The organism is Plantactinospora sp. WMMB334, from assembly GCF_049179095.1.
Taxonomy (GTDB): Bacteria; Actinomycetota; Actinomycetes; order Mycobacteriales; family Micromonosporaceae; genus Plantactinospora.
This window is the reverse complement of record NZ_JBMHME010000002.1, coordinates 4985479-4999784: the sequence shown is the minus strand read 5'-3', so window position 1 is coordinate 4999784 and position 14306 is coordinate 4985479. Positions and strand designations below refer to the sequence as shown.

General features: G+C 73.6%; 14 protein-coding genes and 1 riboswitch. Of the genes, 4 read left to right on the top strand and 10 right to left on the bottom strand.

Going from position 1 to position 14306, the window contains the following annotated elements:
• Positions 1–26 precede the first annotated feature (26 nt).
• A complete protein-coding gene (locus ACN27G_RS21295) occupies positions 27–458 on the bottom strand; it encodes a hypothetical protein (protein ID WP_421494533.1) in 432 nt (143 codons plus the stop codon).
• A gap of 198 nt (positions 459–656) precedes the next feature.
• A complete protein-coding gene (locus ACN27G_RS21290; RefSeq protein WP_421494532.1) occupies positions 657–800 on the bottom strand; it encodes a hypothetical protein in 144 nt (47 codons plus the stop codon).
• A 442-nt stretch (positions 801–1242) separates the two neighbouring features.
• On the opposite strand from ACN27G_RS21290, the gene ACN27G_RS21285 reads away from it, so the two are divergent.
• Entirely contained in the window at positions 1243–1614 is a 372-nt protein-coding gene (locus ACN27G_RS21285; RefSeq protein ID WP_421494531.1) for an STAS domain-containing protein, read from the top strand.
• A gap of 10 nt (positions 1615–1624) precedes the next feature.
• On the opposite strand, the gene surE is transcribed toward ACN27G_RS21285, so the two are convergent.
• The 4 genes from surE to ACN27G_RS21265 form a co-directional block, all read right to left on the bottom strand.
• Entirely contained in the window at positions 1625–2452 is an 828-nt protein-coding gene (gene surE / locus ACN27G_RS21280; protein ID WP_421494530.1) for a 5'/3'-nucleotidase SurE, read from the bottom strand.
• Positions 2449–3426 (bottom strand): 1-phosphofructokinase family hexose kinase, encoded by a 978-nt coding sequence (locus ACN27G_RS21275; protein ID WP_421494529.1) that lies wholly within the window; start codon positions 3424–3426, stop codon positions 2449–2451. The genes surE and ACN27G_RS21275 overlap by 4 nt, the downstream gene beginning before the upstream one ends.
• A 28-nt stretch (positions 3427–3454) precedes the next feature.
• Positions 3455–3931 carry a hypothetical protein gene (locus ACN27G_RS21270; protein ID WP_421494528.1) on the bottom strand — a complete coding sequence of 159 codons (477 nt, stop codon included), beginning with the start codon at positions 3929–3931 and terminating at the stop codon, positions 3455–3457.
• A 133-nt stretch (positions 3932–4064) separates the two neighbouring features.
• Positions 4065–4397 carry a YnfA family protein gene (locus tag ACN27G_RS21265; RefSeq protein ID WP_421494527.1) on the bottom strand — a complete coding sequence of 111 codons (333 nt, stop codon included), beginning with the start codon at positions 4395–4397 and terminating at the stop codon, positions 4065–4067.
• A 375-nt stretch (positions 4398–4772) separates the two neighbouring features.
• Here ACN27G_RS21265 and ACN27G_RS21260 point away from each other — a divergent pair, with 375 nt between their 5' ends.
• The gene (locus tag ACN27G_RS21260; protein WP_421494526.1) at positions 4773–5987 is read left to right on the top strand and encodes a cellulose-binding domain-containing protein; all 1215 of its coding nucleotides are present in this window, start codon (positions 4773–4775) and stop codon (positions 5985–5987) included.
• 94 nt (positions 5988–6081) lie between these two features.
• Here ACN27G_RS21260 and ACN27G_RS21255 read toward each other — a convergent pair whose 3' ends face one another.
• The 4 genes from ACN27G_RS21255 to ACN27G_RS21240 form a co-directional block, all read right to left on the bottom strand.
• Positions 6082–7104 (bottom strand): coiled-coil domain-containing protein, encoded by a 1023-nt coding sequence (locus ACN27G_RS21255; protein WP_421494525.1) that lies wholly within the window; start codon positions 7102–7104, stop codon positions 6082–6084.
• Between the two features lie 108 nt (positions 7105–7212).
• A riboswitch (cyclic di-AMP (ydaO/yuaA leader) is annotated at positions 7213–7340 on the bottom strand.
• Positions 7341–7590: 250 nt separating this feature from the next.
• Positions 7591–9726, bottom strand: a complete 2136-nt coding sequence (locus ACN27G_RS21250) for a HelD family protein (RefSeq protein ID WP_421494524.1) — start codon at positions 9724–9726, stop codon at positions 7591–7593.
• Between the two features lie 154 nt (positions 9727–9880).
• Entirely contained in the window at positions 9881–10930 is a 1050-nt protein-coding gene (locus ACN27G_RS21245; protein WP_421494523.1) for an alpha/beta fold hydrolase, read from the bottom strand.
• Between the two features lie 225 nt (positions 10931–11155).
• A complete protein-coding gene (locus ACN27G_RS21240; protein ID WP_421494522.1) occupies positions 11156–11485 on the bottom strand; it encodes a hypothetical protein in 330 nt (109 codons plus the stop codon).
• A gap of 335 nt (positions 11486–11820) precedes the next feature.
• On the opposite strand from ACN27G_RS21240, the gene ACN27G_RS21235 reads away from it, so the two are divergent.
• Both ACN27G_RS21235 and ACN27G_RS21230 read left to right on the top strand, forming a co-directional pair.
• Positions 11821–12312, top strand: a complete 492-nt coding sequence (locus ACN27G_RS21235; RefSeq protein ID WP_421494521.1) for a DUF3145 domain-containing protein — start codon at positions 11821–11823, stop codon at positions 12310–12312.
• A 125-nt stretch (positions 12313–12437) separates the two neighbouring features.
• Entirely contained in the window at positions 12438–14186 is a 1749-nt protein-coding gene (locus ACN27G_RS21230; protein WP_421494520.1) for a glycoside hydrolase family 3 protein, read from the top strand.
• The last annotated feature ends 120 nt before the right edge of the window (positions 14187–14306 follow it).

Here is a 14306-nt window from a genome sequence, read left to right as displayed (position 1 = left end):
CGGGCGACCGGACGAGCACCCGGCGATCAGGCGGTGTCGACCCGGACCGGTGAGTTGGCCCGGTCGACGTCCACGTACTCCAACTCGTCGGCGGCGGAACGCTCCTGCTCGGCCCGGGCCAGCGCGGCCCGGGACGCGGTGGAGGCGGCCCAGGCCAGTGCGGCGCCGACCAGGCCGGCGCCGACCAGCCACGCCCAGGGCAGTCCGGGCTTGCGGCCGGCGAGGGCGTCGTACGCCCGGCTGGCCCGAACCCGGGCCTCGTCGGTCACGGCGCCCATCCGGTCACCGGCGTTGCTGGTGAGGTGGGAGCCGGTCCGGCGCGCCGAGCGGGCGGTGCCCCGCGCGGCGTGCTTCACCGAGTCGCCCGCCGAGTTGACCGCGTTGGTCAGGTACTCCCACGCCTGGTCGGCGACCCGCTCGGGCTTGCTCTGATGTTTCAGCAGGTTCTTTCCGAGCATCGTGCTACCTCCTCGGTTGCCGAACGAAGCGGCCACTTCGGACAGAGGCGTCTGTTCGGCGCGGTTGCGGGTTGCTAACTCGGAGGTGCCCAGGTGCCTTTCCCGGCAAACCCGCCGAGCATGCTTCGGCCGCTGCGGGAAAAGCGGCTGCCACCGGTGCCGGGGGCGCGGCAGGTGACGGCCGGGTCGGCGGACCGCTCAGCGGAGCAGGACAACCGGTGCGCGCTGGGCGAAATCGTCGTCGTCATCGTCGTCGTCATCGCCCCCGCCGCCGAATCCGCAGGCGAGCACCAGAGCCAGCAGTGCACCGACCCCCGCCAGTCCGATGAGCTTCCTCAGCATCAGGTGTCTCTCCTCCCGAGCCGCACGTCCGTCGCGAGCCGGACGGACGACCTCATGGTAAGGGGCTTCCGGGCCGGCCGCCTGCCGTGCAACCGCCCTGCCGTGCAACCGCCACCTTCGGAGGTCACCCGCGGCATTCTCGGGGTGGTGTGCGGCTATAAGTGGAGGTTTGTACCTGATGCCCCAGGGCGAGGCACGACACAGTCGTCGGTGGTCCGTGTCGGGGCCGTCGGCGGCTACGCTGAGGACGTACCACGAGGGTCGCGAAGCTGAAGGCGCGGGAAAATTTAGCGTAGTTTGCCCCGTTACCGGGCTGGTTTGTCGGCTCGTTGAATAGATTGCCCGGCCGGAAGGGTGGCGATCGGGGCCGTGAGAGGAATACTCTCGGTCGCGGCCCGCGTACTGATTAGGCGCCCGGACATGGGCGAGTGGAGGTGCTCGCGTGAGCCTGTCGATCGTCAAGTCGGTCCTGCCCGGCGGAGTTGTGGAGATCGCCCCCAAAGGAGACATCGACGTCGATACGGCGTACGAGGTCCGTGAGGCGATCGCCGGAGTTCTGACCAAGGGGCAGCCGTCCAGGATCGAGCTCAACATGCGACTTGTCAGCTTCATCGACTCCGTCGGCATCAGCGCCATGGTCGCCGGCTTCCAGACCGCGGAGGTCAGCGGCGTCAAGCTCGTGGTCACCGAACCGAGCCGGTTCGTCCACCGGCAGCTCTGGGTCACCGGCCTGCTGGGCCTCTTCGGTGCGCCCGAGCCCTACTACGGCGGAGCCGCCGGCGCCGCCGAGGAGGTCAAGGTCCCCGGCGCCTGACCGGCGCCCGTCACCGTGGGTCGTCCAGTCCGGACAGATCCACCTCGGTTGCCTCGGTGATCGCCCGGATCGCTGTCACCGAGGCGTACCCTTCCGCGAGCCAGGCCACATCCGTGCCCGGCTCGACGTGTTGGCCGGACTCCTCCAGGGCGGTACGCACGAACCCCTTGCCGGCCTCCGCCACCGTCATCTGCACCTGCCCGAACCCGGCGAGCGTTCCCCGGCGGACCCCGGACAGCCGCTCGTAGGGCAGGTCGGGGGCGTTCACGTTCAGCACGATCTCCACCGGCACCGCGCTCAGCCGGGGCAGCAGGTCCAGCGCCACCCGGGCCGCGGTCGACCAGTGCCGCCGCTCGTCCCGCTCCGGTCGTGGTACGGCCACCGCCGCCCCACCGGTGCCGGCGCTCGCCTCCTGCGCGGAGAGCACGTCGAGCGAGACCGCGATCCCGTGACAGCCGTTGGCGGCGGCGGTGAAGGCCGCGCCGACGGTGCCGGAGTGCAGCACCGCCCGGCCGGCGTTCGCGCCCCGGTTCACGCCGGAGAGCACCAGCTCCGGCGCCGGCCCGAAGGCGCCGTGCAGGGCGATCAGCGTGATCAGTGCCGGCGAGCCGGCCACCCCGTACGCCGGCACGCCGGGCAGCTCCTCGATCGGGTGCTCCTGGACCACCACCCGACCGTCCCGCTCCACCGCGCTCATCGCGGCACTCGCACCGCTGGCCTCCTCGCTCGGGGCGGCGACGACCACCTCCAGTCCCCGCTCCGCCGCCGTACGCGCCAGCCAGCGCAGTCCGGGAGCCGCGATCCCGTCGTCGTTGGTGATCAGTACCCGGATGGTCATGACCGGGTCGTCCGGGCGGCCAGCTCGTCCGGGGTCAGCCGGTCCTGCCGGTCGATCTCGAGGGGGGAGAGCCGTACCCGGTCGACCAGGCCGGCGATCGCGTCCGGCCGGCCGGTGCCGAGACCGTGCCGGGTGACGTTGAGCGCGCCTGCGGCCGCCCCGGTGCGGACCGCGAGCCGAATGTCGCCGCCCTGGGCCAGGATCGCGGCCACCCCGGCGGTCATCGAGTCGCCGGCACCGCGCGGGTCGGCCACCTCCAGCCGGGGCATGTCGAGCTGGGCCATCTCGCCGTCGATCAGCACCAGGGCCGGCTGCTCGGCCCGGCTGACCACCACCGCCTCGGCCCCCTGGGCGTGCAACGCCTGGATGACCCGGATCAGCTCCGCCTCGCCGTCGTCGGTGGCCAGGCCGTCCCGGACCAGTTCCTCGGAGCTGACCTTCAGGACGGAGACGCCGCTGTCCAGGACGGCCGCCAGGTGTGGCCCGGAGAGGTCGGCGACCACCCGGCTGCCGTTGCGGCCGAGGTCGGCGGCGAGCCGGCGGTAGATCTCCGGCGCGACCAGGCTCGGGTGGCCGGGACCGCTGAGGATGCAGACCTCGGCGCCGAGCCCCTCGCTCAACGCCAGGTTGTAGAGTTCGTCCAGTTCGTGCCGGCTCAGCGGATGGCCGGTGGCCGTCGCGACCTCGTGGCGCTTGCCGTCCCGCCGGTCGTGCACGTAGCCACCGCTGCTGGACTCCCGGTGAATCGCCCGCAGTTCGACCCCCTCGCCGGCCAGCAACGGTTCGAGCACCTGGCCGATCTCGCCGCCGAGACCCGCGCAGAGCACCACCGGGACGTCCAGACATTTGATCATCCTGGCCTGCCACACACCCTGGCCGCCCGGGTGCAGGTGGATCTCGGTCTCGTCGGCGGGTTGGTCGATGGTGATCGTCAGCTGTGGGTCGGGAGCAAAGACCATCACATGTCCGCTCATGCCCGTTAGGTACCCGATCAGCCGCTATTCATGCAGCTCCCGGCCGGTGGCGCCGTATCCGGCCCCACGGCTTGTAGGCGGAGAGCGCGGTCGCGACGACCAGCAGGGTGGTGGAGACGATCGGCGCCGCCAGCAGTCCCTGCCGGGCGTCCGGTGGAGTCGCCGCGCCGAGTTCGGCGGCCCGGAGGTTGGGCAGCAGGGCGAAGAGCACCGCGCCGAGCATCACCGTGGTGATGCCCAGTTTGACCAGCACCCACCGGTGCCGGAGCAGGCCCCACGGGGTGAGCAGCGCGCTGCCGACCCCGACCAGCCAGGCGAGCACGCTCAGTGGCACGAAGACGCCCTGCCCGACCAGGGCCAGCACCGGGTAGACCAGGTCCGGGTCCGCACCGCGCGCACCGGCCACGCCGAGGATCACCAGCACCGCGTCGACCCCGAGCCAGCCGACGGCGGTGACGACGTGCAGGGTGAGAAGGGCTTTTCGCCATGGCGGGGGGAGCGTCATGCCGCCATGCTGCCGGCGCATCGGCCGCGGCGCGTCGGGCCGGTGTGGATGCCCCGGGTACGCAACTCGACGTAGGCCGGCCGGAGGCGCACGAGTACGGCGGCTCGCCGGCAGCCGCACGAGGTCGGCGCGGTCAGCCGCGCGGGGCGTACATGATGATCGCGACGCCGAGCAGGCAGACGGCGGCCCCGGCCAGGTCGTAGCGGTCCGGACGGAACCGGTCCACCAGCACGGCCCAGCCGAGCGAGCCGGCGACGAAGACGCCCCCGTATGCGGCGAGTACCCGGCCGAAGTGCGGGTCGGGCTGGAACGCCGCGACGAAGCCGTACCCGGCCAGCGCCAGCATGCCGGCGGCGACGAAGAGCAGCCCCCGGTTCTCGCGTACGCCCTGCCAGACCAGCCAGGCGCCGCCGATCTCGGCGACGGCGGCGAGCAGGAACAACAGCAGCGAGCGGGCGAGAGTCACCCCGCCATTGTCGCCGCCACCCCGGCGCAGCCCGCGCCGACCGGCGCCCGACTGCCGGCATCGCCGCCCGGCCGGTTGCCGGCACCGGCGCCTGGACTGGTCGCCCGAGCCGGTTGCAGGCATTGATGTCTGTCTCTAGGCTGAGCCCGGCGTCGGCATTGGACGAACCGGGCTCGGGCTGCCCGGGGAGGACGTGCCGGCGGCGCACCAGCTCGCGGGAGCCGATCGCGGGGGCGCAGGGCGGGGCGGGCACGCGGCAGGCGTGTGCCGCCCGTCGTCGTCAGCAGCAGTGCCGGCGCCGCCGGAGGCGGTGAGAGAGCCGGCAGTTGTCGAGAGGATCGAACTCCGATGAGGGTTTCCACACCGTACCGTCGCGTGTCACTGGCCGTCGCCGCGGTGACCGCGATCGCCGCGAGCAGCGTCGCCGTGGTCAGTTCGACCCTGGTACCGTCCGCCCGGGCCGCCGCCGGCTGCCAGGTCGACTACCAGGCCAACCAGTGGACCGGTGGCTTCACCGCCACCATCCGGGTGACCGCCGGGGACACCCCGGTCAACGGCTGGACCGTCACCTGGACCTACGGCGGCGACCAGCGGATCACCAACAGCTGGAACGCGCAGGTCAGCCAGTCCGGCGCGGCCGTCACCGCCCGGAACGCGGCCTGGAACGGGTCGTTGCCGGCCGGCGGCTCGACCGAGTTCGGCGTCCAGGGCAGCTACGCCGCGAGTTCCGCCGCACCGACCGGGTTCACCCTGAACGGCGAGCCCTGCAACGGCGCGGAGCCGACCACGCCGCCCACCACCGCCCCGCCGACCACCCGGCCGCCGACGACCCCGCCGACCACCGCACCGCCGACGGTCACCCCGCCGCCGACGACCCCGCCGACCACCCCGCCGCCGAGCGGCTGCGGTGGAGCGGTGCTCTGCGACGGCTTCGAGAACCAGACCGGGGCGACCCCGTCGGGCGACTGGAACGTGAGCTACCCGGACTGCTCCGGGAGCGGCACCGCCAGCATCGACACCTCGGTGGCGCACCAGGGCAGCCGCTCGGTGCGGATCAACGGCGCCGTCGGCTACTGCAACCACGTCTTCGTCGGCTCCACCCGCAACCTCGGCGGGCTCGGCGCGGTGCGCTACGCCCGGCTCTGGGTGCGGCACACCACCGCACTGCCCACCTCGCACGTGACCTTCCTGGCCATGCGGGACGCCGCCGACGGCAACCGTGACCTGCGGATGGGCGGGCAGAACGGTGCCCTGCAGTGGAACCGGGCCTCGGACGACGCCACCCTCCCGGAGCAGAGCCCGAGCGGTGTCGCGCTCAGCGCACCGCTGCCGGTCAACCGGTGGACCTGCCTGGAGTTCATGGTGGACGGGGCACAGGGTCGGCTCTCCACCTGGGTCGACGGCGCGGCGGTGACGGGCCTGACCGCCGACGGCACGCCGACGCACGACGTCGACGGACAGTGGTACAACCGGGCGAACTGGCGGCCGAACCTGACCGACCTGCGGCTGGGCTGGGAGAGCTACGGCGAGGGCGCCGACACGCTCTGGTTCGACGACGTGGCGCTGGGGTCGAGCCGCATCGGCTGCTGACGGCCGCCCCCAACGACACCGGCCGGCACCGCGATACCGGCCGGCACTGCCCAGGGGTGGTGGGCGGTGCCGGCCGGCGTCCGGGCGGTCCCGGTCAGTTCATCGACAGGTGTACGTGGTTGGTGTGGTCGCTGGACGGGTCACCGTTGCCCCCGTTGTACGCCTTCCACCCGCTGCTCGGCAGCCAGATCTGCTTGAACCAGATCACGTAGAGCACACCGAGCCGGTTGGCGTTGCGCACGAAGTACGCCGCCAGGTTGTTGCCGTACGTCCGGTCGCCGCCGGTGGCCACCCCGCCGAACCCGTTCTTCTGGGCGGCGAAGTCGCACGCCTGCCCCTTGGGGTGCTCGCCGCTGCCGCCGCTGCGGAAGCAGGAGACGAAGCGGGTGAAGCCGGCCGCCTTGGCCTGGTTGAGCGCGTGCAGGGTGCGCGGGGTGATGCAGCCGCTGGTGGTCGGGTCGTCGACGCTGCACGACTCGTTCGGGAAGGAGCCGTCGGGGTTGCGGGGTGCCGGCCGCGCCGATCCGCCGCCGCTGCCGCTGATCCCCGCGCTGGCGCCGCCGCTGTTGTTCGCCGCCGCCAGGGCCCGTTCGGCCTGCTTCTTGCGGGTCTCCATCACCTCGACCTGCTTGCGCTGCTCGCCGACCTCCTTGTCGAGCGCCGCCTTGGCCCGGGTCTCCCGGTCCAGGGTCTCCTGCAACCCGCGCAGTTCGCGGTTCTCGTTCGCCGAGATGGTGTCGAGCGCGGCGGCCCGGTCCACCAGGCTGGTGGGCGAGCCGCTGTTGAGCAGCGCGGAGACCTGCCCGAGCCGGCCCGTCCGGTACGCCATGCTGGCCATCTCGGCGACCCGCTCGCTCCGGGTCGCCACCTCGGTGCGCAGGGCGGCCAGCTCGGTGTTGAGGTCCTTCTGCCGCTTGACGGAGTTGTCCAACTTGTTCTTGGCGGTCAGGTAGCCCTTGCTGGCGGCTTCCAGTTGCTCGCGCAGGTTGTCGGTGCCGCCGTCGATGTCGTCCCCGCCGGGTGCCGCGGCCAACGCCCCGGGTGGGGCGTACTCCGGGGCCGCGGCGGCGGGTGCGCCGCCGAGTACCGCGAGGATCATGCCCACGGCGACCGCCATGGTCGCCGTCGTGCTCGGCCGTGTCGCGACCTTCCGGGGCGGTCGTCCGCCGGCTCTCCGCGCGGACGCCGGAGCCATTCGGATGGGTGCCAGGAACGGCATATGACAATGTCCTTCCGTCAGCCGCCGACCGGGTTAGCTGACGGGTTCGGGACGGAAGATCCCTACCGCTGGCGCGGATACACCCCTGGTACGTGGTTCCCCGGCTCGCTGGTGCGATTAGGCGACGGCCCCCGCAGGCGCCGGAGGGCGCCGCCCGGCGGAGACCGGAGCCGAGCCTACCGGCAGTTGCCCGCCGGGGATACGTGGCGTTGCCGGAGTTGAATTCGCGATTCTCCCCATTCGCGGGGATGTATCCGGACAAAGTTCTCCGGTTCTCGTCCGAAACTTAAGATGCCGCTAACTATCGGTGAGCCTCGACGCCCGCCGGGCGTGTGGTTCAGCTCTCGAACGGCGATGACGGTCAGCTTGCGACGGCGATGACGGTCACCCCTCGACGGCGATGACGGTCAGCCGCTGGGTGGCCCGGGAGAGGGCGACGTAGAGGGTGCGTACCCCGGCGACCGAGTCCGCCCGGATCTCCGCCGGACCGACCAGCACGACGCCGTCGTACTCCATGCCCTTGGCCTGCATGGTGTCCACCACCTGGAGGCGCGGGTCGGGGGCGGGCGCCAGCCAGCCGACGACCTCTGCGCGGCGGGCGGGCGGGGTGATCACGCCGACCGTCCCATCGACCTCGGTGAGCAGCTTCGCCGCCGCCTCCCGGACCGCGTCCGGCAGCTCGGCCGCCGGCACCACCAGCTCGACCGGGGGCACCCCGGTGGCCCGGACCGCGACCGGCAGCGGCAGGTCGGGGGAGACCTCCCGGATCACCTCTGCCGCCGCCGCGAAGATCTCCGCCGAGTTGCGGTAGTTGGTGGTGAGCACGAATTCGTGCCGGGGGCGCCGCCCGAGAGCCTTCTCCCGGGCCCGGGTCAGCTCCGCCGGGTCGCCGGTCCAGGCCGTCTGTGCCGGGTCACCGACAACGGTCCAGGAGGCGAGCCGGCCGCGCCGGCCCAGCATCCGCCACTGCATCGGGGAGACGTCCTGGGACTCGTCGACGACCACGTGCGCGTACTCGCGGTAGTCCTCCGGCCGGTCCGGTGCGGCCTCCCGGCGGGCCGCCCGCTGCCGGTCCGCGTGCGTGGTCACCTCCCGGACCCCACCCGGGAGCTGGTACGGGTCACGCCGGCGCCGGGCCGGCTGCGGCGGCCGGCCGAGCAGGTGGTCGAGCTCGTCGAGGAGCGCGACGTCGGCGACGCTCGGCCCGCCGGCATCGGGCCCGGCATCGCCCGCCCCCCGGTACGCCTCGGCGAGCAGCCGGGTCTCCGCCCCGGAGAGGATGCCGGCGGTGTACCGGCGCAGCCGCTCCGGCTCGGCCAGCCAGGGCAGCACGTGCCGGGGGTGCAGCCGGGGCCACCAGGCACGCAGGAAGTCCCGGAACTCGGGGCGCTCGGCGATCTCGTCCTCGAAGCCGCGCTGGTCCGGCAGGCGGCCCACCCGCAACTGCTGGGCCTGCGCCCAGAGCGCGGCGAAGATGCCGTCGAAGCCGGCCCGGCGGACCTCGTTGCGGCGGGCCCCCGGCGGCAGCGCCCGGCTCCGGATCCGCTCCAACTCGGCGCCGGAGAGCCGGAGCAGCTCGCCCCGGTAGAGCAGTCGCAGCTCGCCGGGGGCGTCCGGGACCTGGTCGCGTACCGCCCGCTCCAGTACCCGGCGCATCCGCAGCGACCCCTTGATCGCGGCGACCGGCGCCGGGTCGGTGCGGGTCGCCGCGACCCCCTCGAAGAGCGAGCCGAGCGAGTGCAGGGTGGCGGCGTTCTCGCCCAGCGACGGCAGCACCGAGGCGATGTAGTCGACGAAGACCGCCGACGGGCCCACCACCAGCACCCCGCCGCCGGCGAACCGGTTGCGGTCGGAGTAGAGCAGGTAGGCGGCGCGGTGCAGGGCGACCGCCGTCTTGCCGGTGCCCGGGCCGCCGGAGACCACCGTCACCCCGCCGGCCGGGGAGCGGATCGCCTCGTCCTGCTCCCGCTGGATGGTGGCGACGATGTCCCGCATCTCGTGACCGGTGGTCCGGGAGAGGGAGGCGAGCATGGCGCCGTCGCCGACCACCCGCATCCCGTCCGGCGCCGCGGCCGGGTCGAGCAGGTCGTCGGAGATCCGGGTCACCCGCTCGCCGCTCGACGTGATCACCCGGCGCCGGACCACCCCGCGCGGTTCCGCCGCCGTCGCCTGGTAGAAGGCGGCCGCCGCCGGGGCCCGCCAGTCCACCACCAGCGGCTCGGCGTGCTCGCCGCGTACGCCGAGCCGGCCGACGTGCAGCACCTGCCCGGAGCGCAGGTCGAGCCGGCCGAAGACCAGCCCCTCGTGCTCGGCGTCCAGGGTGTGTCGCCGCCGGGCGGCGTGGAAGACCATCGCGTCCCGTTCCACAAGCGCGCCGAAGGTGCCGACCCGGGCGAGCTGGTAGCCGTCCCGCTCGGCCAGCACGGCCGAGTGCCGCAACTGCGCCAGCCGGGCGTAGACCCGGTCCAGGTGGCGCTGCTCGGCCTCGATCTCCTGCCGCGGCGTGGTGTGGTCGGTCAACGCGTCTGCTCCCGGAGATCGACGTGCGGCGCCACCGCCGCCCGGGACCGGTGGTCCGGGCGGCCGCGCGCCGCGCACTTGCCAGGTAGCGAGGGTACGCCGTGCCCGCCCGCCGCGACTCGGCCACGTCCGTCCCGGAGCGTCTCCGTCCGGTTCAGCGGCATGCCGCGCCGCGGCCGGCGGCGAGCCGCCCGGGCTGCACGACGATGGTCCCCGTCCGCCTCGCCCCGGCGCGCCTGGTCCCGGCCTGCCGGGCACCGGCACGCCTGACTCCGGCCGGTGCCGACGCCCTGCGGGTGATCTTCGTTGCCGCCAGGGCGCGGTCGACGACGGCGCGCAGCGCGGCGGTGACCTCCTCGGGGCGCTCCAGCATCAGCATGTGCCCGCCCCCCGGGCAGACCGTCAGCTCGGCCGAGGGCAGCGCCGCGGCGATCGACTCCGTGCACGGCGGCGGGGTGAGCCGGTCCCGGTCCCCGACCAGGGCGGCGGTCGGCACCTCCCTGAGGGTGCTGAGCGTCTCCAGCCGGTGCTGTGCGCCGATGGAGGGCCGGAACCCGCCGACGGAGACGAGCGAGGCCCGGGCCACCGCCGAGGTGGTGAGCCGGATGTCGGCCGGGTCGCAGGTGTCGCCGAAGAGCAGCCAGCGCAGGGTCGGGCGGAGTGCCTGGAGCAGTGGACCCGGGGTGCGCCATCCGCGGCACCGGGCCAGCAGCCCGGCCCCGGTGGTCTCGGCGATCCGGATCAGCCGGGCGAGTGGGGCCGGCACGCCGTACGCGGTGTGCGCGTGCCCCTCGGCGGTGGTGGCCACGAAGACGACTCCGGCGACCCGGCGGGCGAAGTCGGCGGGGTGCCGGTGGGCGTACTCCATCACGGTCATGCCGCCCATCGAGTGCCCGACCAGCACCACCCGCCCGCTCGGCGCCACCCGGGCGAGCACCTCGGCCAGGTCGTCACCGAGCCGGTCCAGGGTGGCCGAGCGCAGGCTGGTCGGATCGGACCGCCCGTGCCCCCGCGCGTCGTAGCGGACCACCCGGAGGGTGTCGCCGTACGCCTCGCGCAGCCCGGCGACCTGCCGGTGCCAGGTACGCCGGTCCAGGGTCCAGCCGTGCAGCAGCACCACGGTGAGCGGGGCGGTCTCCGGGCCGGCGACGTCGGCGTGCAGCCGGACACCGTCGCTGAGCCGTACCTGAACCGGCTCGGCCATGGTCACCTCCGCATCGGGCCGGGAGCGTGCTGCCGGGACTGGAGAGGAACTACCCGCCCGCGGTGCCGGCGAACCATCCCCGGTGCTCCCCGGCGGGGCGTACCCCCGCCAGGTACGCGTAACGCCCCGATCCCGGGCGGACCTGGATCGGGGCGTTACGGAGGTGTGCGACGTGCGGTGCCGGGAACTGACGTGCTGTTCCGGGAACGTGCTGTTCCGGGGAACTCAGCCCTCGAAGACGCCGGCCTCGACCAGCCGCTTCTCGGTGGTGTCCCAGCCGTCACCCGGGAATTCGGAGGCCAGGTAGTTGAGCTCGGCCCGGATCTTGGTGGCGTGGCCGGCACCGGCCAGCACCCGGATCTCCTCCACGAAGGCGTCGGAGTCGGTGCGCAGGTGCGAGGTCTTGCCGTTGGTCAGGTTCCGCACGTAGGCGTGCTTGCCGCCGTTGAGCGGGATGAGGTACTTGAACTCGCCGAGCACGCTCAGGGCGCCACCCTGGCCTGCCTGGCCGGCACGGACGGATGCGCGCGCGGTCTTGGAGGTGTTGCTCGCCACGGAGGGACTCCTTGAAGACGTACGGGAGGACTGGAAGCCCGGGGGACAGCAAGTCCGGGTGGACAGGGGACAGCAGGTCCGAGTGGACAGCCTGTGCGGCAGACGCCGCCGGGCAAATTTTACACGACAGCGGTGATGGCCGGACGGCTACCGCCGCTGACGTGGGGTCCAACCACGGTCACCGGTACGGCTATTCCCTCGGGGCAGTTTCGTGAATCCCTGGCGTACCATCCGTCACAGCGGTCATCATGTGTTCCAGCAATCGCGCGGTGAGGCTCTGCTCGCCGAGGTCGAGGTCGTAGGGGAAGACGCACCTCGCTCTCCGGGAGGTCACCGTGCCAACGCGTGGCGTCGTATACGTCCACTCGACCCCACTCGCCGTGTGCCAGCACGTCGAGTGGGCGATCGCGCGCGTCCTCACCGCGCCGGTCACCCTGCACTGGACGGCCCAGCCGGTCGATCCGGGCGCCCGTAGGGCGGAGTGCGGGTGGTCCGGCCGGCCTGGGACCGGCGCGGAGCTTGCCGCTGCCCTGAAACAGTGGCCCATGATCCGGTTCGAGGTGACCGAGGAGCCCAGTCCCGGGGCGGACGGCGAGCGGTTCATGTACGTGCCCGGCCGAGGGCTCTTCCGGGCCACCACCGGCGCGGCCGGCGACATCCAGCTCGGCGAGGACCGGCTGCGGTCGATCATGGAGTCGGCCCGGGCGCCGGAGGCGCTCGCGCACGCCCTCGACAAGGCGATGGGTACCGCCTGGGACGCCGAACTCGAGCCGTACCGGTACGCCGGGGACGGCGCGCCGGTCACCCTGCTCACCAGGGTCGGCTGAATGCTCCGCCGGGTCCGTTCGCGGGCGGCCCGGCGGGGTCGGCTCCGGGCGGGCCGGGGGGCGAGCCGCGACGGAGAGCGATGGTCAAGTTGCCCGGGTGGTGGCGGGCTGGTGGGATAGCGGGCGTGTCGACTCCCCTCCGGCGCGTCCCGCTCGTGCTCACCCGCGTCCCGCTCGTGCTCACCCTCGTCACCGCCCTGATCGTCGCCGGCTGCGCCGGCTCCCGGAAGCCGGCGGCGGGCCCCGGCACCGGTACGCCCGCCCCGTCGCCCTCCGCCACCGCACCGACGGCACCGCCGGACCCGGCAGCCCGGGCGGCCCAGCTCGCCGGCACCCTCGCCGACGAGGACCTGGTCGGGCAGGTGCTGATGCCGTACGCCTACGGCAACTCGGCCACCAGGGTCTCGGGCGGGTCGGCGGCCGGCAACCGGAAGCTCGCCGGAGTCGACACCCCGGCCGAGATGATCGCCAAGTACCGGCTCGGCGGGCTGATCCTGGTCGGCTTCTCCGCCGACGACCCCACCAGCGACACCCAGCCGACCACCAACGTCGACAACCCGGCCCAGGTGCGGGAGCTGACCGCCGGGATCCAGGCGGCGGCCGGCAAACTGCCGGCCGGCGCCGCCCCGGCCCTGATCGGCATCGACCAGGAGTTCGGCGTGGTCACCCGGATCTCCGAGGGGGTGACCAACCTGCCCAGCGCGATGGCCTTCGGCGCTGCCGGTGACCCGGCGCTGACCGAGAACGCCTGGCGGGCCGCCGGCAGCGAGCTCGCCGCACTCGGGGTGAACGTCGACTTCGCGCCGAGCGCCGACGTCCTGGACGCGCGGAGCCACGTGATCGGCTCCCGCTCGTACGGCTCGGATCCGAAGGCGGCCGGGGCGCAGGTCGGCGCCGCCGTCCGGGGTCTGCAGGGCGCGGGCGTCGCGGCCACCCTCAAGCACTTCCCCGGGCACGGCCAGACCGCCGCCGACTCGCACAAGGGACTGCCGGTGGTGACCGTGGACCGCAAGAAGCTGGAGGCCACCGCCCTGCCGCCGTTCTCGGCCGGGATCTCCGCCGGAGCCTGGCTGGTGATGGCCGGGCACCTGGACGTGCGCGCCGTGGACCCCGGAGTGCCGGCGACCTTTTCCCGCAAGCTCCTCACCGACGTGCTCCGGGAGCAGCTCGGCTTCACCGGTGTGCTGGTGACCGATGCGATGGACATGGCGGCGGTGGCGAAGGAGCCGCCGGGCAGGACGGCGGTACGGGCCCTCAACGCCGGCAACGACCTGGTGCTGATGCCACCGAACGTGACCGAGGCGTACGACGGGGTGCTGGCCGCGCTCCGCGACGGCTCGCTGCCCCGGACCCGGCTGGTGGAGGCGGTGACCCGGGTGCTGACGCTGAGGTTCCGGCTGGCCGGGCAGGCGACGCCGGAGATGGGCACGCTGAACAGCGCCGGCCACCAGGAGGCCGCCCGCCGTGCGGCGGAGTCGTCGATCACGATGCTGCGCGGCCGGTGCGGCGGGCCGCTGGTGACCGGGACGGTGACGGTCACCTCGGCGGGCGGCCGGAAGCAGAGCCGGGACCGGCTCAGCCGGGCGTTGCGGGCGGCCGGGGTCAGGGTCGCGGCCTCCGGCGGCACCGTGGTGCACCTGGTCGGCTACGGCGACGGCACCGCCGACCTGCGCGCCGACGCGGCGGTGACGGTGGCGATGGACACCCCGTACCTGCTCGGGCAGGCCCGTTCCGGGGTGCTGCTGGCGACGTACTCGTCGACCACCGCCTCGCTGACCGCGCTCGCCCGGGTACTGGCCGGGAAGGTCCGGCCGACCGGCCGGTCACCGGTGCCGGTCAGCGGCCTGCCCAGGACGAGCTGCCCGGCGAGCTGACGGCCGCTCAGCGTGCCCACAACACCCACGGAACGTCACGGTGCGGCCACGCCGCTCGTGAGTTCGATCACCGGACCGGCTGGTAGCGTTCGGCTGTCCGGTGGATCGGGAGACGGGGGT

Excerpts from the sequence above, each read along its gene's own strand:
- ACN27G_RS21290 (WP_421494532.1), bottom strand. The coding sequence starts at position 800 with ATGCTGAGGAAGCTCATCGGACTGGCGGGGGTCGGTGCACTGCTGGCT.
- surE (WP_421494530.1), bottom strand. The coding sequence starts at position 2,452 with ATGACCATCCGGGTACTGATCACCAACGACGACGGGATCGCGGCTCCC.
- ACN27G_RS21270 (WP_421494528.1), bottom strand. The coding sequence starts at position 3,931 with ATGACGCTCCCCCCGCCATGGCGAAAAGCCCTTCTCACCCTGCACGTC.
- ACN27G_RS21295 (WP_421494533.1), bottom strand. The coding sequence starts at position 458 with ATGCTCGGAAAGAACCTGCTGAAACATCAGAGCAAGCCCGAGCGGGTC.
- ACN27G_RS21245 (WP_421494523.1), bottom strand. The coding sequence starts at position 10,930 with ATGGCCGAGCCGGTTCAGGTACGGCTCAGCGACGGTGTCCGGCTGCAC.
- ACN27G_RS21275 (WP_421494529.1), bottom strand. The coding sequence starts at position 3,426 with ATGAGCGGACATGTGATGGTCTTTGCTCCCGACCCACAGCTGACGATC.
- ACN27G_RS21255 (WP_421494525.1), bottom strand. The coding sequence starts at position 7,104 with ATGGCGGTCGCCGTGGGCATGATCCTCGCGGTACTCGGCGGCGCACCC.